Below are 17,280 nucleotides of genomic sequence, written 5' to 3'. Positions count from 1 at the left end.
AGGGCATGAGCGAGCCTACCCAGAAGTACTCGATCAGCATGCCGCGCGACATCGCCGAAGCCGCCCGCGCCCGCAGCGGCCCGTCGGGGCTGTCCTCCTACGTGGCGGCGGCGGTTGCGCGTCAGATCGAGCGGGACGACCTCAACGAGCTCATCGCCGTCGCGGAGGCCGAGCACGGCCCCGTCACGGCCGAGGAGATCCAGCAGCGACGCGAACTCCTCCAGCGCGCGCGGGACGAGCAGCGCTCCGGCGACGCGAGCGCGGCGTGACCCGCGAGGGCGCCGTGCCGGCCGGCACCCTCGTCCTGGACAGCGAAGGACTCGCCAAGGCGGTGCTCCGGGACCGCGAGGTGACTGCCTGGCTCGCACTCGCCCGCGCCGACGATCTGCGGGTGATCACCAGCGCGGCCACCCTGGTCGAGGTCGTCCACCCCCACATCAACCGGCCCGCCCTCGAATGGACGCTCTCCCGCCTCGTCGTCGAACCGGTCACGGAACCCATCGCCCGCCAGGCAGCCGCCCTGCTCGGCGGCGCCGGGCTGCACGGCCACAAGTACGCCATCGACGCCATGCTCGCCGCCACCGCCCTCGCCGCGCCGGGGCCTGCCGTCATCCTCACCTCCGCCCCCGAGGACCTGGCGCTGCTCTGCGGCCCCGCGGTCCAGGTCCTCAAGGTCTGACCGGCTCTCGAAGCCGTCACGCCAGGCGGTACACCCGGTCCTTCAGCTTGGCGAGGCGCTCTACCTGGAGGGGCTGTTGTCCGTGCCGGGCAAGAAGTCCATCCGCCAGCTGGCCGCCGCGGCCGGCCGGCCGGCGGCGGCGCTGTCCCTGCAGCAGTTCGTGAACGCGAGCCCCTGGGACTGGCAGCCGGTCCGCACGGCGCTGCTGAACTGGGCGGAACGGCGGACCGCCGCCGACGCGTGGACCATCGCGCTCACCGCCGTGCCCAAGCGCGGCGAACACTCGGCCGGCGTGCACCGCCGTTTCGTCCCCGCGCTGGGACGCACCATCAACTGCCAGGCGGGCCTGGGCGCGTTCCTGACGGGGCCGGACGCCCAGGTGCCCGTCGACTGGCGGCTCCTGCTGCCCGGCCGGTGGAGCGAGGACGAGGACCTGCGGGCGCTGACCCGCCGCGGGTACGACTTCGTCGTCGCCGTGCCCGCCGCACTGCCGCTGACGCCGTGCCAACCCGGCGCCGCGGGCGAGGTGCTCGGGGCCGGGCGGCTGCTGGACCGGTTCGGGAGCGCCGTGCACGCGCTGGACCAGACCGGGAACGACCGGGAGCACGGCGTGCACGTGCTGACCTGCCTCGTGCGGCTGCCGGGGCTGCCCGCCGCGCGGACGGTCCACCGGCTCTTCGCCGCGTACGACACCGCGAGCCGCCGGGTCACCGGCAGCTGGCTCACCAACCTGGTCCACGAGCGCGTGCCGCGGCTGCTCTCGCTCGCCTCCCGGCACGACCTCTCGGCCACCCTGGACTCGCTCGCCGACGACTTCGGGCTGGGCGACTTCGAGGGCCGGTCCTACCCCGGCTGGCACCACCACACCACCCTGGCCTCGGCCGCCTGCGCGTTCCGCCGCCTCGCCGGGGCGCGGGAGCAGGAGGCCGCGACGGTCGCTGCCGCGTGACCGTCCGATCCGTCGGGCTTCGCCGGGCGGCGGGCGCGCCAGGTAGGTTGACGGCAGTCGACCCCCGGGAGAGCGATGCCGCCCGTCAAGCCCCGCGTCCTGTTCGTCACCGACCTGGCCTACCAGGCCCGCGGCCGTCGGTACGGTGACGAGGACGTCTTCCTCAGCTCCAGGCTCCGCGAGGACTTCGACCTCGCGCTCTGCCACCCGCTGGACGCGGCAGCGCTGATGGACGCCTTCGACCTGGTCGTCGTCCGCAACAGCGGCCCCGTGCTGAACTACCCGGCGGCGTACGAGGAGTTCCGCACCCGGGCCGGGCAGCAAGGGGTGCGCGTCTACAACCAGCTCACCGGCAAGGCCGACATGACGGGCAAGCAGTACCTCCTCGACCTGAGCGCCACGGGCCATCCGGTGATCCCGACCGCAGACGACCCCGCCGGGGCCGACCGGCTGCCGGTGACGGACGCGTACGCGGTCAAGCCCAAGGCCGGCGCCGACTCGCTCGGCCTGCGCTTCGTCACCCGGGACGAGCTGGCCGGCCTCGACTACGGCGACATCCTGGTCCAGCCGCGGATCGACTTCCGCTACGAGGTCTCCTTCTACTTCGTCGACCACGCCTTCCAGTACGCCCTGCACGCACCCGACCCGGACCGGCGCTGGGAGCTGGAGCCGTACCGGCCCACCGCGGACGACCTGGGCTTCGCCCAGCGGTTCGTCGACTGGAACGCGATCGACCGCGGCATCCAGCGCGTCGACGCCTGCCGCACCCAGGACGGCCGGCTGCTGCTGGTCGAGCTGGAGGACCTCAACCCGTACCTGTCGCTGGACCTCCTCGCCCCGCCCGAGCGGGAGGCCTTCGTCACGGCCCTGAAGGCGTCGCTGCACGAGTTCGCCGCCGGGCGCTGACCCGCAGACAGAACCCGCAGACAGAAGAGGTCCAGGTCAGCAGCGTGCTGACCTGGACCTCGCCGGGTGGGCCGCCAGGGGCTCGAACCCTGAACCTACGGATTAAAAGATCGAGTCCGAGCATGATTCAGCAGGTTGCAACCGGTTGCTTGCTGTTATTCCTGCAGCGTCGCCAGCCACATGACGCCGCTCAGTCCGCCAGCAGACAGCTCCTGCCGTGCTGTCCGCTCACGCACCGGTCCCCGGGTTGGACACCGCACGCACTTGGCTGCCGTGTCGCACCTGGGAAGCAGGTTCCTGCTGAAAGCTGCTTCTGCGAGACCGACCGTTCGGCAGAATGAGGCGGGTGGAGAATCACATCGGGGGCGGTGAGTTCCACGGTCCGGTGGTGCAGGCCCGGACAGTGGGCGAATTGCACCTCCACGCTGGTCCAACGCTGGCGGCCAACCAGTTGGCAGACTACCTCAGAGCCGCCGCCCAGGCGGCCGCCGAACACCCCTATCCGGCAGTGTTTCCCGGCGTGGTTCCACCGCTGGCCCGGATCCACCTGCGGCAGGTGGCACGCCCCTACTCATCTTCCAGCCATCCGGCCGCGAGCGGCCACCCACCAGTCCCTGCCGACGAGATGCTGGGCAGCACAGCAGACCTGACCGTCGTGGTGGCCGAACCGGGCGGCGGCAAGTCCAGTCTGCTACGAATGCACCTGGCCAGGGTCTGCGGGCGCTGGCTGCGCGGGGAACGCAGAGAGGCACTGCCGGTACTGGTCCATGCCTCTGCCGTGGTCACAGGACCGCTAGCGGACTGCCTCGCCAAGGCGGTCAACGCCGATCTCCCGGGACTGGTCGAGGTGGTACCGCCGGAGTTCTTTCGGCAGCCGCCGGCGCCCGGAGAACAGTGGCTGGTCCTGCTCGACGGCCTCGATGAGCTCCCCGAACTACGCGACCAGGAACTGGTACTGCGGCAGGTCCTCGCCTGGCAGCAGAGTCACGCAGACCGCTATCACTTCGTACTTACCTCCCGCCCACTGCCCGACCGGCTCCTCCAGGTCCTCGGCGAGGGTACCGCCATCCACGAGCTACAGTCCTTCGGCCTGGCCGAGATCGAAGAGGTCGCAACCCGATGGTTCCATGCTTTCGGGCTCACCCAGCCCGAGGCCGCCGCCGAACAATTCCTGGCCGCTATCCAGCAAGCCGGGCTTACCGCGCTGGCCGGCGCCCCACTGATGATCGCCATGCTGTGTCAGTTGCACGCCGCCTCGCCCGCCGAGCGCCTTCCGGCCAGCAGAGGCGCGCTGTATGAACGCTTCGTCGACCTGCTACGCGAACGCCGACGTCCCACCGGTCCAACCGTCGAGACACTCGCCAGACATGGTCCGGCCGCCGTGGCCGCCGCCGACCGGGTACTCGGCGAGTTGCAGGAGCATCTCGCGGCCATCGCCCACCACCTGCTCTTCGCCGAGCAGGGCGCCCGAGCCGTACTGGACCTCCTCCTGGCAGAGCGGGTCACCGCCCCGGCCCGAGTCCCGCGCGGAGAGTGGCAGGCCTTCCTCGCATCGGCCGTGCTCTCCACCGGTCTGCTGACCGCTACAGCCGGAGGCTACGCCACGGCACACCGCAGCATGCTCGAATTCCTCGCCGCCCAGCACGCGACCGGTACCCCCGCCGCCCGGGACGCCGAACTGCGTCGCGCGTTCCGCGCCGTCCGGCATCGTGGCCTAAGGGCACCTAAGGGCATCCGTCCTAGGACTGGCCGATGGCGGCCGTGCCGCTGTCCCGAGCTTCCGGACTCCTACCTTGGGTTTGTCATCGATGCCGCCCCGGAGCAGGCAGCACGGTATCTCGGCCGACTGGCCTCCGGGAGTGCCGGCCAGTACGGCTGCTGGTTCATCGTCGACCAGTCGCGCCTGGGCACTGATCTGCCAGCCGGCCTGGTTGCCACCGCTCTCCGTGAGCTGCGCTTCGAGGGAAGCCGCCGGTCTCGCCCTCCCATGGAGCGAGTGGTGGCAGCAGTCGCAACTGCCGAGATGTGGACTGAGTTAGGGGATCCCCGTGGAGCCGAGGTTCTCGCGGGGCTGGCTGCCAACCAACGGATCCGGTACGCCGACCGGGCATTCGCCGCCGAGGCCTTGGCCGCCATCGGCGACGCTCGAGGAATCGACGGACTGCACACGCTGCTAGTCAGCCCCGAGCGTGTCTGGGCATACCGGCGGGTAGTGGCCAAACGGTTGGCCGAGGCGGCGGGGAGCGAGCGGGCCGTCTCGGCCTTTCGGCAGGCGATCGCACACCCGTCCATTAAGAACATCGACCGGGTGTTCCTCGCGATCGCGCTCACCAAAACGATCAGCATCCGCGCGGGCAGCGAGGAGTTGTACGCCCTGGCCATCGACCTGGACGCCCACCCGTTTGATCGGGCCTACACGGCGCATGAACTCGCCGTCACCGCCGGCGATCCCCGTGGCGTCCAGCTGCTGCGCGCCATCGTCGCTGGCCCCGGGCTCCGGGCGCGTCTGCTGGCGATCTCGTACCTGAGCCGCTGCCCAGGAGGGGCCGAGGCACTGCGCGAGCTGGCCACGGACAGCGGGCTGCCGAGGCTGGTCCGCTGGGCTGCCCGCCGCTCAGCCCGGTGGGGCACGTTAGGCACTGGCTGAAACGTCCCTCAGATCAAGCTGGGCAGGACGCCCCGGGGCCAGTGGCCGAGCCAGAAGGCTGCGGTGGATGGCTCGGGCTGGTCTTCGGTGGAGCCGTCGTGTGGCAGCAGTTCGGTGGGGGCGATGTAGCCCTCGCCGGGTGCCAGGCGGATGCGCAAGCAACGCAGCGGTTGGTGGCGGGCGACGTAGGTGCGGAGGTCGTCGGTGTGCGGGTAGTGGTGCTCGTAGTCGTGGTGGACAGTTCGGCAGATGGCCTGGATGTCGATGTCGCCGAGCAGGAGGTAGCGGGTGCCGGGGCCGAGGTTGAGGCAGAGGCGTCGGCGGCCCCGGTGCTTCTCGGCGTAGGAGAGCTTGTCCCAGTTGTCGACGTGCAGGCCGAGCCGTCGGCCGTCCTGGTAATTGTCGGTGGTGGTCAGGGCCTTGGCTGGGCTGGCCGCCTGGCCGAGGTAAATGGCGTTGGGGTCGCCAAGGGGGTCGGCGAGCTCGGAGAGCAGGTCGATAGCGTCGGTGTGCCGGAGCTTGACCACTTCGACCAGGCGGCTGTCCGGGGTCTCGTCGGTTGCCCGGAGACGAGCGCCGAGGGCATCGCTATCGGCTGCCAGGGGTCGGCCGGGACGATTGCCCCGTTCTCGTACTCGGGTTCTCCATGAGTGATCCGGACTCCGCTGACCTCGCACCGCCGCTGCAGGGCGGCGAGGTCGTGGAACGCGATGCTCAGGTGCATGCCGAGTCCTCCTCGGAATCGGTCTAGCGATGGTCGTCGAGCGCGTCCCCGTACGTGACGTCCAGCTCGGCCAACAACGCTTCGGCGAGTTCGGCCTGCTGCGGGCGGTCGATGATGACTTTGGCCAGCTGGGCGACGCCGCGCAGGGCGGTGAGGTCGTTGCCGCGCAGGTCCAAGCGTTGGTACTTGCCGCGTCCGAACTCGGTGAGCTGGAGGATGCAGGCGTCGAGTACGACCTCGCTCAGGTCGCAGCCGGTGAAAACGGCCTCGGTCAGGACGCACTTGGAGAAGGCGACCGGGCCGGTGGCGCGGACGCGGTCGAAGGTCGTGTAGTCGAGTTTGCAGTTCTCGAACAGGACGTTGTCGAGGGTCAGGCCGGTGAGGGTCGCGCCCATGAGTTTGCAGTTGCGGAAGACGACGCGGGAGAGCTTGCTCTCGCTCCAGGTGACCGAGCCGAGGTCGGTGCTCTCGAAGGCGACGGAGTCCAGGCGCATCTCGGCGAGTTGGGCGCGGGAGGCGCGCAGGCCGGTGATGCGGCCGGTGATCAGTCGGGTGTCGGCCAGGTCGAGCTCGCGCAGGTCGGCGTCGGCGTACTGGAAGTCCTGCACGATGCCCCGGCCGGTTTCCAGGGAGGTGACGTTGGACAGGTAGGTGCCGGCCTCGTCGAGATTGGGCAGGGTCACGGTGACGCGGCCGAACGTGCGGCTGTCCATGGTCGGGCTCCCTCTTGCTGTGGGGCCGGGCAGCCCGTGCGCTGGGCGCGGGCCGCCCGGCAGCGGTGCTACTTCTTGTTCCAGTTGTCCCAGGTCGGCCGGTTGTCGAACTTGGGCGCGGGGTTGTCCCAGGTAGGGCGGTTGTCGAACTTGGCGACCGCGGGGTCGTGCGAGCGGCCGGCCGTGAGTTCCTCGATAACGGGGGCCTCGGCGGTGGTCAGCAGTTCGAGCACGGTCATGCTGCTTGCTCCTCTCGGACGGTATCGGACAAGGCGGTGATCAGGGCCTGCCTGGACACGCGGCAGTAGTTGGTCTCGGTGGTGTCCAGGCGGCCGTTCTCGAAGTAGCGGTTGCCGGCCTGCGCTCCGCGGCAGAAGTCGAAGAACTGGCAGGTGGCCTCGCACCTCTCCAGGCCGGTGAGGAACTCGTCCACGTACCGCAGCCGGTGGGCGCCGTCGAGGATGGACGCCAGCGACTGGTGCAGGACGTTGCCGGCCCGGAAGTCGTCGTAGGCGGGCGCGGCGATGCCCGCGAGCTCGGGTGAGAGCAGCACCACGTCGCCTGCCGCGGAGACGGTGGGGATGGGGTCGATCAGGAGGGCACCCCGGTCGGTCTGCCGGGCGGTTCGTGCGGCGTGGAGGTAGTCGCCGAGGCGGGCCAGCTCGCGCACCTTCGGGCCTGGGGTGCGGCGGCTCCATGCCATGGTGCGGCGCCAGAACTGCCGGGCTTGCTCGACGGTGGGCATCGGCCTGGTGGTGTTGACGCCTTCGGTCTCCTCGATGTTGATGCCGATGGTGTGGCAGCCGAGGCCAGCGAGAAAGTCGAGCAGGTCCTCGGGCCGGTCAACGCTCTCGGCCGTGACCACCGCGATCACGGAGAAGGCGATGCCGGCCTCACGCAGGCGCGCGACGCCCTTCACGATCCGGTCGAAGGCCGGCTTGCCCTTGCGGTCGACCCGCTGAGCGTTGAGGGCGGCCGGGCCATCGATACTCACCCCCACCCGGAACTGGTACCTGGCGAGGAACCGGCACCAGTCGTCGCTGACCAGCGTGGCGTTCGTCTGCACGTAGTGGTGGACCAGCCCGGCCTGCCGCAGCGGTTCGAATGGTGCGAGCAGTTCACCGAAGCGCCGCAGGCCTAGGGCCAGCGGTTCGCCCGCGTGCCAGACCAACTCCAACGGGCGGCCCGGACTGAGGGCTGGGGCGAGCTCGGTGACCGAGCGGGCCACGGCGTCGGCGACCTCGACGGCCATGTGCTCCCGGCGGTCGCGGTGCGGCAGGTAGCAGTACGTGCAGTCGAGGTTGCAGAAGCTCGTGGGCTGGACGACCACGGACTGCGGCCGCCGCGCGAGGTGGCGGTCGTAGCGGTGCGGTTCGCTCATCGGATGACCTCTCAATCGGCGGCAAGGGCGGCACGCGGGCAGTCACGCCGGGGGCCGGCGGGCGAGGCGTTGCGCAGGCGGTCGAGAAGGCGCCTGCCGACTCTGCGCGGATGCGCCAGCAGTTGGCGCCGGGTCATGGCCTGCTCGGGCACGGCCAGCTCGGCCCAGACCCGCTTGCCCCGGATGGTGCGCTCGGCGCCGTGGGAGAGCGCGAGCCGCTCAACCAGGAGCAGGCCCCGGCCCGTCTCCTCGTTGGCCATTGCCTGACGCGTCCGCGGGAGGATCACGGAGGCGTCGTAGACCTCGACCAGGACACGCCGGGCCCGCGGGTCGGCGTACACGCCGACGGTGAGCATCGGCCCGTCCGAGTGCCGGATGGCGTTCGTGATCAACTCCGACACGACGACGTCGAGGTTGTCGCGGCTCTCCTCGTCCAGCCGGATCCCCGGTCTGCGAGCATGGCGCGGACCCGCCGGCGGCCCTTGGCGGCGTTGGCCGGGTCGCGGACCAGGAAGAACGCGCGGCTGTACACGGACATGGCTCTGCTCTCCTCGGGGGCTGTGGAGAGCGGCACCGGCCATCGGGAATGGCCGACGGGATGGCCGGTGCCGCCGATTGTGGAGCCGAAACCGCCCCGGTCCGGAGCACCCTGCTCGGCTGACTCTCAGTCAACAGCCGTGCGCGCTGACGAATAAGGTGCCAAGGTGTAGGCCAGATGTCGGCCAGTTGTGGGCCACTGTGGGCCAGGTGTCGGCCTGCGGGCGGCCCGAGGGAGGGCACCGTGTCAGGGGGACCTGTGACGGTCGCGGACCTGATCAGGACCGCGCGGGAGAAGAAGGGCTGGTCACAGCCCCGGCTCGGCCTCGAACTCGGTGCGGCGGAGGGCAAGGGAGGATCGGGACCGGACCGGGGCCAGGTCTCCCGATGGGAGCGCGGCGGCCGGGTGCCGAAGTACTGGATGCCGTACCTGATCAAGGCTCTCGATATCGACCTCGCCGATACGGTCGCCGTCCAGCCAACTGTTCCGGCGGAGAGCGAAACTGGCGATACCGTGGATTCCGTCATCGAGCTGAGCCGGAGGGACGTGGTGGATCGCCGGGGATTCGTGGCCGCCTCCAGCGCGTACGCGCTGACGGCCTTGAGCCTGCCCGACCCGGAGTCCGTCCTGCGGCGCGTACGGCTCAAGTCCGGCGGCAAGGTCCGGGTCGGCCGGGGTGAGGTCGCCGCTGTCCGCCAGATGACGACCTCCCTGGGTGACGCGGCAGCCGAACTCGGTGGCGGACACGCCCGCCACCTCGCCGTCCGCTACCTCCACCACGACGTGGCCCCCTGGCTCGAAGGGAGCTGGACCGAAGCCGTCGGCCAGGAGCTCCTCGCGGCGACAGCCCAACTCGTCCACCTGATCGGATGGATGGCACAGGACGAGGGCAACCAGGACGCCGCCCAGCAGTACTACGCGCACTCCTTCCGCCTCGCCTCCGAGGCCGGCGACCCCGAACTCGCCGCCACTGCCCTGCGTGGCCTGGCCGTCCAGGCGATCGACCTCGGCTTCCGGCCCACAGCGGTCCGGATAGCGGAGGAGTGCGTCGATCAGGCCAAGCACGTGGGCGACCCGCGGGCCCTGGCCTACTACCAGGCGACCCTGGCGAACGCCGCTGCCCTGGACGGTGACCGCCGCACCACCACCGGCGCGCTCGCCGCCTCCCAGACCGCCATCGAGCGCGCCACCGGCGCCCCGGGCGAATCATGGGCCAGCCACTACAGCACCGGCCGGTGGGCCCACGAGGCCGGCATGATCCTCGCCCAGCTCGGCGACCACACCAGCGCCCAGGACCACCTCCACCACGCGCTCGACATCCACGGCCTCGACCGTCGCCGCACCCGTGCGATCGTCCTCGCCGACCTCGGCACCGTCCGCCTCCGCCAGGACGACGTCGATGGTGCCCTCGCCTCCTGGGGCGACTTCCTCGACTGCGCGGACGGCATCCGCTCCATCAAGGTGCAGGACGCCGTGCACGATATGCGCGCCCGCCTCTACCGGCTCCGCGACGTGCCAGGTGTCGAAGAGCTGGACGACCGGGCGGCAGCGATGGAGGACGCTCCGACCGCGTAGCGCGGGGCGGCGGTCGGTGAGCGCTCCTTGGGTCTGTCGGCAGTGCGGGGCGGCACTGGCGGTTGCCCTGTTCCTTCTCCCTTGCTCGGCACCCCTGGGCCGACCAAGGAGCACCCTGCCAGGAGCAAGGCCGGGTAAAGGAGTCCTTACCCCACAACTTGCTCCGCCGGGAGCCTGATCGCGGTCATGATTTGCTCCGCAGGTAGTGCCGATCAGCTGCCCTCAGCGTCGTTCTGGGAACTCCCGACCGAGGTGGTACGGCGCGGCATGGTGTGCGCGCTGAGTGCTCCCGATCAGTGGTGGCGGGTGGGTGACCGGCTGGGTTGCGTACTCGGCCACCGCGCGATTCGGAGGCAGCCAGTTCAGGTCAGTGGTGACCGGCTGACCGGACTGTTCACGGAACAGACCGCCCGGCGGGTCAGCTTGTCGTCCTCCTGGGCCACTTGTCGCGAAGAGTGGGGGTCTGCCTGGCAGGACACCGGGCGCGTCTTCACCGAGGAGGACGGGAGCTGGCTGCACCCCGGCAAGGTCACCGACATGTTCGAGCAGCTGGTGACTCTCTCCGGCCTGCCGCCGATCCGGCTACACGACCTCCGCCACGTGGCGGCGACGCTCCTCCTGGCGGCTGGTGCCGACTTGAAGGTGGTCCAGGAGCTACTCGGCCACTCCTCCATCACCATCACGGCCGACATCTACGCCCAGCGTCCTGCCGAGCTGGCCTTCGCCCACGCCGAGGCGGCGGTCGCACTGGTCCCCCGGGCACGTCACCGAAGGACGCCCAGTCCGTCACCACAACCAGCACTGACGCGCAGTCCGCTCACGCATCGCTCAGCAGACGGCCTGAAAACGCAGCAGCACCCCGACTATCCCTATTAGCCAGGGTGCTGCGCTGCAGGTCAGAGGGGGTGTAGACCCCCTCGCCGTACGTGGGCCGCCAGGGGCTCGAACCCTGAACCTACGGATTAAAAGTCCGCAGCTCTACCGATTGAGCTAGCGGCCCGTGGCCGACTGTGAGTCTGCCGCCACGATCCTACCGGGTGATCCCCGTGGCTCGGCCAGCGCATTACCCGGCGGCGCGGGCGAGGTGGGCCAGGCGGACGCGGCGGAGCCAGGACTCGACCGGGGCGGGGTTCGGGGTGGTGGGGAGGACGCCCGGGCGGGAGAAGCGGTGTTGGGCGTCGGCGAGCAGCGGCTCGGCGAGGTCGGGAGTGTCGGCGATCCGCTCGCCCAGTTCGCGCACCCGCTCGGGGTCGGCGAGGCGGACCCGCAGTTCGCCGCTCTCGTGCAGGCCGACGCCCTGCTCCAGCAGTCGGACCAGGTGGCGGGCGTGCTTGGCGGCCCGGGCGTGCAGGGCGGGGTCGTCGGTGTCCCGGGTGCGCAGCTTGCGCAACTGCTGGCCGGCGTAGCCGAGGTAGGCCGAGCGGACCGTGCCGGCGCTGAGGAAGTGCTGCCGCAGCCCGATCAGCTCGTCCCCCAGGGGCGTCCGCTGCTCGTACAACTCCTCGGGCAGCCAGACCAGTTCGCTGACCGTCGGGTTGCCGACCAGGGCCAGCCGGCACCACTTCGCCGCCTCGTGCAGGGTGCGGTCCGGCGCGGTGGTCACCACCGACTCGGTGGGCCGGTCCAGCCCGTGCAGCTCCTCGGTGGGCACCGCGAACACCCCGAGCCGGTCCACGTCGGAGCCGGGCCGCGCCAGCCCGTAGGCCGTCGAGCCGACCACCCCCGACAACAGCATCCGCATCGCCCCACCCCGTTTCCCCGCTCGACAGCCACTCACCGCAGTCTCACCGGCGAACCCCGGGGTCGGCACCTGGTTTTCCGGCGGAGTCGTAGGGTCGGAGCAGCACGGGCAACCGATTCCGAGCTCCGAGACGGGAGACCAGCACCATGGCCAAGATCCCCACCACCACTCTGATCGCCTCCGCCGGCCTGATCGGCGGTTACGGCACCGCCCGGTGGAGCGGCCGACGCCAGCTCGGCGGTGCGGTGCTGGCCGCCGCCGGGGCCGGGGCGGCGTACCGCTGGCGGCGGGAGGCGGGGCCGGCCGCGGCGGCCGCGCTGACCGGGCTCTACGTGGCCGCGTTCGGCGGTTCGCACCCGCTGGCGAAGAAGATCGGCGCCTGGCCCTCGGTCTTCGCGGTGACCGGCGTGGTGGCGGCGGCCTCCACGGCCACGGTCGCGCTCGCCGGTCGCAGCCGCGGCTGACCCCGGCGCGAACAAGGCCCGCCCGCCAGGACGGCACCAGGACGGCCACCAGGACGGCCCACCCGCCGGCCCCCGCGGCCGGCCCCGGTCGGTGCCCGGCCCGGGCGGCGCCAGGCCCTGGTGACAGCGGGCCGGTAAGGGGGCAGGATCAGAGGGTCTGCCCGGGGGACCGCGGGCGTCGCGCGGCCGTGCCCGCGCCGGCTGCCGGGGTCCCCGGACGGAGTCCGGGGAGGGGCGCCGTGGGCAGGCGTCGAGGACGACGTCCGGGGGGGACAGGGGGACGGGTGATGGGCCGACACGGGCACGAGGTGCTGTTGGTCTGCTGGTGGGCCGGGCTGGCCGTGCTGGTGCTCGGCGTGCCGGCGATCGCCTGCGCGCTGACCAGGTTCGCCCGCCGCGGCACCGAGGTCCGGGGCACGGTCACCGAGGTGCTGGTCCGGGAGCGGAACGCGGCGGCCGTGCTGCTGGTGGTGGTGCGGTTCACCGACCCCGCCTCGGAGCGCGAGGTGATCGGGACCCCGTCCTGCGGCCGGGTCCCGCTGGCCGGCTGGCCGGGGCAGGCGATCACCGTGCGGTACCTGCCGGGCCGTCCGGACCGGTTCCAGATCGGACCGCAGACCAGCGTGTTCGACGCCGCACTGACCAGCCTGCTGGTGATGACGCTCGGCTCGGTGGCACTGATCCTGACCCGCTGGACCGACCCGGACGCGATCGCCACCAGCGCGGTGCTCACCGCCTCCGGGTTGGCGCTGGCCACCGCCACCACGCTCACCCGCCAGGCCGGCCGCACCTCGCGCTCCGCCCGGCTGCGCGGCAAGGGCCAGCCGGGCTACGGGGTGATCGTCGGCAGCCTGGCGGTCGACGGCGGCGGGGAGGGCGCGCACCGCCGCTACCACCCGGTGCTCTGCTTCGCCACGGCCGAGGGCGAGCAGGTGACCGGCGTCGACCTGCACACCCACAACCGCCAGGGCTACCCGCTGGACGGCGCCCCGGTCCCGGTGCGCTACCTGCCGGACAACCCGCTGCAGTTCGGGATCGACGCCGCGGTCCGCCCGCGCTACGGCAGCCCGCGCCAGGCGGCGGCCACCGTCGGCGTCGGGCTGGTGGCCATGCTGGCCTGCTGCGGGGTGCTGCTGATGGTGGGGACGGGGCTCACCGGGCGGTGAGCCCGCCCGGGGGTCACCAGGCGGTGAGCCCGCCCGGGGCTCACCGGGTGCCGAACCGCGCCTCGAACGCGGCCCGGTTCACCGACACCGCGGCGCGGTCCCAGACCGCGAAGACCACCCGGTCGAAGGCCGCCCCCTGCTCGGCCAGCGCCACCGCGAACGCGTCCGCCACCTGGCGCGGGTCGTTGCGGAAGACCCCGCAGCCCCAGGCGCCCAGCACCAGCTGCCGCACCCCGTGCCGGGCCGCCACCGCGAGCACCCGGCCGGCCCGCTCGGTGAGCAGCCCGGCCAGTTCGGCCGCGCCAGCCGGGCCGGTCGCCTCGCCGTGCAGCGCGAGTTGGCCGGCGTTGGGCGCGGCCGCGGTCACGAAGGAGACCGGGTGGGGTCGGGCGAGCAGGTTGCCGTGCCCGTCGCGGATCACCGGCACCCCGGGCGAGAAGACCGCCCGGTGGCTGTACCGCAGGTCGGAACTGGCGCGGTGGGCCGCGTAGTGCTCCGGCACCCGGAGCAGGCAGGAGTGCAGCAGCGCCGTCCGGCACAGGTCCTCCTCCTGGGCCCGGGCACCGCGCAGGTAGCCGCCGCCGGGGTTGCGCGCCGAGGCGAAGTTCAGCACCCCGACCTCGCCGCCCGCACCGGTCAGCCGCTCGGCGGCCTGCATGCTGCCCTCGGCGGTGACCTCGATCACCGGTGCACCGGCCCCGGTTGACGGGACGCCGGTCAGAGTTGACGGTACGTCGGTCAGAGTTGACGGTGTATCGGCCCGGGTCGACGGTGCGTCGGGCGCGGGCGCCGGCGGCTCCGGGCCGTACGCCACCGTGCCGTCCTGGGCCGCCGCCAGCATCCCGGCGATGTCCACCCAGGCGCCACCCGGCCCCCGGTACCCGCCGCGCTCGGCGATCTCCTCGTTCTCCCGGGCCACCTGCTGCAGTCTGCTGCTCATCCGTCCGACGCTAGGCCCCGGGCCACCGCGGCACCAGCGAAATACGGCGGCCGCACCGGGAGGAAACGGGACGGGCCCGCCCCACCGAAGTGGAGCGGGCCCGTCCGAAGCCGTGCGGTGCGCGGTCAGTTCTTCCAACGCGGCTTGCGGTCGCCGCCGTTGAAGCTGCCGCCACGGTTGTCCCGGTCGCCGTAGGAGCGGCCGCCGCCACCGAAGCCGCGGTCACGGTCGCCGTAGGAGCCGGTCTGCGGGCGGCCACCGGAGCGGTGGTCGTCGCGGCGGGCGAACGGACGGCTGTTGCCGGCGCCGCGGCTGTCGCGGTCGCGGTCACCGAAGGGGCGGGCCGGACGGTCGCCGAAGGAACGGCCACCACGGTCGTCACGGTCACGGTCACCGAACGAGCGGGCCGGACGGTCGCCGAAGGAACGGCCACCACGGTCGTCGCGGTCACGGTCACCGAAGGAACGCGCCGGACGGTCACCGAACGAACGGCCACCGCGGTCGTCACGGTCACGACCGAAGGAACGGCCACCACGCTCATCGCGGTCACGGTCACCGAACGAGCGCGCCGGACGGTCACCGAACGAACGGCCCGGACGGTCATCGCGGTCACGACCGAAGGAACGGCCACCACGCTCATCGCGGTCACGGTCACCGAAGGAACGCGCCGGACGGTCACCGAACGAACGGCCCGGACGGTCGTCACGGTCACGACCGAAGGAACGGCCACCACGCTCATCGCGGTCACGGTCACCGAAGGAACGCGCCGGACGCTCGCTGCGCGCCTCGCGGTAGGCCGGCGTGCGCTCCTCGCGGGGCTCCCGGACCTCGCGCACCGCGGGCTGCTCGGCCACGGCCGGCGCCTCGGTGCTCTCCTCGGCGACCGGCGCCTCGTCCTCGATGCCCAGCTCGGCGCGCTCGCGCGCGGCCCGGGCGGCGAGGCGGTCGGCCTCCTCGCGCAGCTCGGTCGCCCGGCGCTGCGCGCGCTCCAGCTGGCGGGTGATCTCGGCGACCTCGCGCTCGGCCGCACCGGCCATGCCCGAGGCGCTCTCCGCCTGCACCTCGACCAGCGAGCGGGCGCCGGTGATCCGGGCCACCTCGGGGTCGAAGGCGTGGTCCAGGATGTGCCGGCTGGCGTCCACGCCCGCGTCCTCCATCAGGCGGAAGACGCCGCGGCGCTGGTGCGGCAGCACCAGGGTGACGACGGTGCCGGAGCGGCCGGCCCGCGCGGTGCGGCCGGAGCGGTGCAGGTAGTCCTTGTGGTCGCCGGCCGGGTCCACGTTGAGCACCAGGTCGATGCCGTCCACGTGGATGCCGCGGGCGGCGACGTCGGTCGCCACGACCACGTTGACGTAGCCGTCCTTGAAGTCGCCCAGCACCCGGGTGCGGGCGCCCTGGGTCATCCCGCCGTGCAGCGCGTCGGCCTTCACGCCGGCCTCGATCAGCTGCTCGGCGACCCGGTCGGCACCCATCTGGGTGCGGACGAAGATGATGGTGCGGCCCTTGCGCGCGGCGATCGCGTTGGTGATCGGCGCCTTGTCCTTGGGCTTCACCACGAGGATGTGGTGGGTCATGGTGGTGACCGCGCCGGCCGACGGGTCGACCTCGTGGGTGACCGGGGCGTTCAGGTACCGCTTGACCAGGGTGTCGATCTCGTTCTCCAGGGTGGCGGAGAACAGCAGGCGCTGGCCGCCGGCCGGCACCTGGTCGAGGATCTCGGTGACCTCGGGCAGGAAGCCCATGTCGGCCATCTGGTCGGCCTCGTCGAGCACCGCCACCTGGACGTCGGCCAGCTTCGCGGAGCCGCGGTTGATCAGGTCGCGCAGGCGGCCGGGGGTGGCGACCAGCACGTCGACGCCACGCTCCAGCGCGTAGATCTGGTTGGACATCGAGGTACCGCCGCAGACCACCTTGAGGCGCAGGCCGAGCACCGAGCCGAACGGCTCCAGCGCGTCGGCCACCTGCATGGCCAGCTCGCGGGTCGGGACCAGGATCAGGCCGCGCGGGTGCTTGGGCTTGGTGCGCTCGCCGTCGGCGAGGCGGGTGAGCAGCGGCAGGCCGAAGCTCAGCGTCTTGCCGGAGCCGGTGCGACCGCGGCCCAGCACGTCCTTGCCGGCCAGCGCGTCCGGGATGGTCGCGGCCTGGATCGGGAACGGGGTGGTCACGCCGCGCTTGGCGAGGGCGCGCACCACGTCCTCCGGCAGACCGAGGTCGCCGAAGGTGATGGTCGGCTCGGCCGGGGCCGCGTCGTCCTCGGTGTCGGCGGCGAGCTCGTCGGCACCACCGTCGAGGGCGTCGCCGTCCAGGGCGGCGGCGGTGTCGGCGTCGAGGGAGTCGATGGCGTCGGTCAGGTCGGCGGCGTCGCGGGCCTCGTCCTGGGCGTTCGCGGGCATGGCGAAGCGGGCGTCGTCAACGAGAGACATGTAAAACCTTCCGGAAGTGGCACGCGCCAAAGTCCGGGGTTCTGAGAAACAACCGCCTCGATGCGGTCTGCCACGGATCGCCGGAACGCGCCAAGGGCGCCCAAGGGGAATCCGCGAGGGAATAAGGCGCCAATCAAATGGATCAAACGAACGATCTACCACCATAGAGGACCCACGACACCCAAGGCAAACGCCCTGGTCGACCCGTCAATGTGCACCTGTTCCGGTGCCGCCGGCAGCGGATCCGCTCCCCGTACCGCCGGTCGAACCGCTGCCGCTGGCCGACGGCGCGGGCGCGCCGGACGGCGAGACCGGCGGACCGGACGGGTGCCCGCCGCCGCCCGTCGAACCGCCGGTGGAGCCGCCCGCCGCCCCGGGGCTGGCGCTGCTCCCGCCGCCCGCCGGATGATCGAGGGCCGAATCAACCGTCGGCT

The 17,280-nt window shown here is 72.1% G+C and carries 17 protein-coding genes, 1 tRNA gene and 1 pseudogene; 10 read left to right on the top strand and 9 right to left on the bottom strand.

What is annotated here, in order from left to right:
• Positions 1-5: 5 nt before the first annotated feature.
• The 5 genes and pseudogenes from ACQRUO_RS26560 (at position 6) to ACQRUO_RS26540 (ending at position 5,181) form a co-directional block, all read left to right on the top strand.
• Entirely contained in the window at positions 6-269 is a 264-nt protein-coding gene (locus ACQRUO_RS26560; RefSeq protein WP_428318591.1) for a CopG family transcriptional regulator, read from the top strand.
• On the top strand, positions 266-679 hold the full coding sequence (locus tag ACQRUO_RS26555) for a PIN domain-containing protein (protein ID WP_428318590.1): 414 nt from the start codon (positions 266-268) through the stop codon (positions 677-679). Before ACQRUO_RS26560 ends, ACQRUO_RS26555 begins: the two co-directional genes overlap by 4 nt.
• A gap of 58 nt (positions 680-737) precedes the next feature.
• Positions 738-1,628: pseudogene (locus ACQRUO_RS26550) on the top strand (transposase); the annotation flags it as partial.
• 75 nt (positions 1,629-1,703) lie between these two features.
• Positions 1,704-2,534: a hypothetical protein gene (locus ACQRUO_RS26545; RefSeq protein ID WP_428318589.1), complete on the top strand. Its 831-nt coding sequence runs from the start codon at positions 1,704-1,706 to the stop codon at positions 2,532-2,534.
• A 346-nt stretch (positions 2,535-2,880) separates the two neighbouring features.
• Positions 2,881-5,181 carry an NACHT domain-containing protein gene (locus ACQRUO_RS26540; protein ID WP_428318588.1) on the top strand — a complete coding sequence of 767 codons (2,301 nt, stop codon included), beginning with the start codon at positions 2,881-2,883 and terminating at the stop codon, positions 5,179-5,181.
• A gap of 8 nt (positions 5,182-5,189) precedes the next feature.
• On the opposite strand, the gene ACQRUO_RS26535 is transcribed toward ACQRUO_RS26540, so the two are convergent.
• The 5 genes from ACQRUO_RS26535 to ACQRUO_RS26515 all read right to left on the bottom strand — a co-directional run bounded on the left by ACQRUO_RS26535 (position 5,190) and on the right by ACQRUO_RS26515 (position 8,580).
• Positions 5,190-5,708 (bottom strand): hypothetical protein, encoded by a 519-nt coding sequence (locus ACQRUO_RS26535; protein ID WP_428318587.1) that lies wholly within the window; start codon positions 5,706-5,708, stop codon positions 5,190-5,192.
• A gap of 220 nt (positions 5,709-5,928) precedes the next feature.
• Positions 5,929-6,618 (bottom strand): pentapeptide repeat-containing protein, encoded by a 690-nt coding sequence (locus ACQRUO_RS26530; protein ID WP_428318586.1) that lies wholly within the window; start codon positions 6,616-6,618, stop codon positions 5,929-5,931.
• Between the two features lie 68 nt (positions 6,619-6,686).
• Positions 6,687-6,857, bottom strand: coding sequence for a multiple cyclophane-containing RiPP AmcA (gene amcA / locus ACQRUO_RS26525; RefSeq protein ID WP_428315465.1), 171 nt, complete (start codon positions 6,855-6,857; stop codon positions 6,687-6,689).
• On the bottom strand, positions 6,854-7,999 hold the full coding sequence (gene amcB, locus ACQRUO_RS26520) for a cyclophane-forming radical SAM peptide maturase AmcB (RefSeq protein WP_428318585.1): 1,146 nt from the start codon (positions 7,997-7,999) through the stop codon (positions 6,854-6,856). The genes amcA and amcB overlap by 4 nt, the downstream gene beginning before the upstream one ends.
• Positions 8,000-8,010: 11 nt before the next feature.
• Positions 8,011-8,580, bottom strand: coding sequence for an ATP-binding protein (locus tag ACQRUO_RS26515; protein ID WP_428318584.1), 570 nt, complete (start codon positions 8,578-8,580; stop codon positions 8,011-8,013).
• A 200-nt stretch (positions 8,581-8,780) separates the two neighbouring features.
• On the opposite strand from ACQRUO_RS26515, the gene ACQRUO_RS26510 reads away from it, so the two are divergent.
• Together ACQRUO_RS26510 and ACQRUO_RS26505 are read left to right on the top strand one after the other, a co-directional pair.
• Positions 8,781-10,112: a helix-turn-helix domain-containing protein gene (locus ACQRUO_RS26510; protein WP_428318583.1), complete on the top strand. Its 1,332-nt coding sequence runs from the start codon at positions 8,781-8,783 to the stop codon at positions 10,110-10,112.
• A 186-nt stretch (positions 10,113-10,298) separates the two neighbouring features.
• Positions 10,299-10,988, top strand: a complete 690-nt coding sequence (locus ACQRUO_RS26505; RefSeq protein WP_428318582.1) for a tyrosine-type recombinase/integrase — start codon at positions 10,299-10,301, stop codon at positions 10,986-10,988.
• A gap of 51 nt (positions 10,989-11,039) precedes the next feature.
• Here ACQRUO_RS26505 and ACQRUO_RS26500 read toward each other — a convergent pair.
• Both ACQRUO_RS26500 and ACQRUO_RS26495 read right to left on the bottom strand, forming a co-directional pair.
• A tRNA-Lys gene (locus tag ACQRUO_RS26500) sits at positions 11,040-11,112 on the bottom strand.
• A 63-nt stretch (positions 11,113-11,175) separates the two neighbouring features.
• Positions 11,176-11,853, bottom strand: a complete 678-nt coding sequence (locus ACQRUO_RS26495) for a nucleotidyltransferase domain-containing protein (RefSeq protein WP_428318581.1) — start codon at positions 11,851-11,853, stop codon at positions 11,176-11,178.
• Positions 11,854-11,999: 146 nt separating this feature from the next.
• Between ACQRUO_RS26495 and ACQRUO_RS26490 the strand changes: the two genes are divergently transcribed.
• Together ACQRUO_RS26490 and ACQRUO_RS26485 are read left to right on the top strand one after the other, a co-directional pair.
• Positions 12,000-12,317, top strand: coding sequence for a hypothetical protein (locus ACQRUO_RS26490; protein WP_428318580.1), 318 nt, complete (start codon positions 12,000-12,002; stop codon positions 12,315-12,317).
• Between the two features lie 287 nt (positions 12,318-12,604).
• Positions 12,605-13,483, top strand: coding sequence for a DUF3592 domain-containing protein (locus ACQRUO_RS26485; protein ID WP_428318579.1), 879 nt, complete (start codon positions 12,605-12,607; stop codon positions 13,481-13,483).
• Positions 13,484-13,523: 40 nt separating this feature from the next.
• Here the strand turns inward: ACQRUO_RS26485 and ACQRUO_RS26480 are convergent, their stop codons facing one another.
• Together ACQRUO_RS26480 and ACQRUO_RS26475 are read right to left on the bottom strand one after the other, a co-directional pair.
• Complete coding sequence (locus ACQRUO_RS26480; RefSeq protein WP_428318578.1) at positions 13,524-14,423, bottom strand: TIGR02452 family protein; 900 nt, start codon at positions 14,421-14,423, stop codon at positions 13,524-13,526.
• 125 nt (positions 14,424-14,548) lie between these two features.
• Positions 14,549-16,846, bottom strand: a complete 2,298-nt coding sequence (locus tag ACQRUO_RS26475) for a DEAD/DEAH box helicase (RefSeq protein ID WP_428318577.1) — start codon at positions 16,844-16,846, stop codon at positions 14,549-14,551.
• 226 nt (positions 16,847-17,072) lie between these two features.
• Between ACQRUO_RS26475 and ACQRUO_RS26470 the strand changes: the two genes are divergently transcribed.
• On the top strand, positions 17,073-17,255 hold the full coding sequence (locus tag ACQRUO_RS26470; protein WP_428318576.1) for a hypothetical protein: 183 nt from the start codon (positions 17,073-17,075) through the stop codon (positions 17,253-17,255).
• Positions 17,256-17,280 lie beyond the last annotated feature (25 nt).

The sequence above is a fragment of the Kitasatospora sp. LaBMicrA B282 genome, from assembly GCF_050325825.1.
Classification (GTDB): domain Bacteria; phylum Actinomycetota; class Actinomycetes; order Streptomycetales; family Streptomycetaceae; genus Kitasatospora.
Note: the sequence above shows the minus strand (reverse complement) of the source record. Positions and strands in the feature narration are given on the sequence as shown.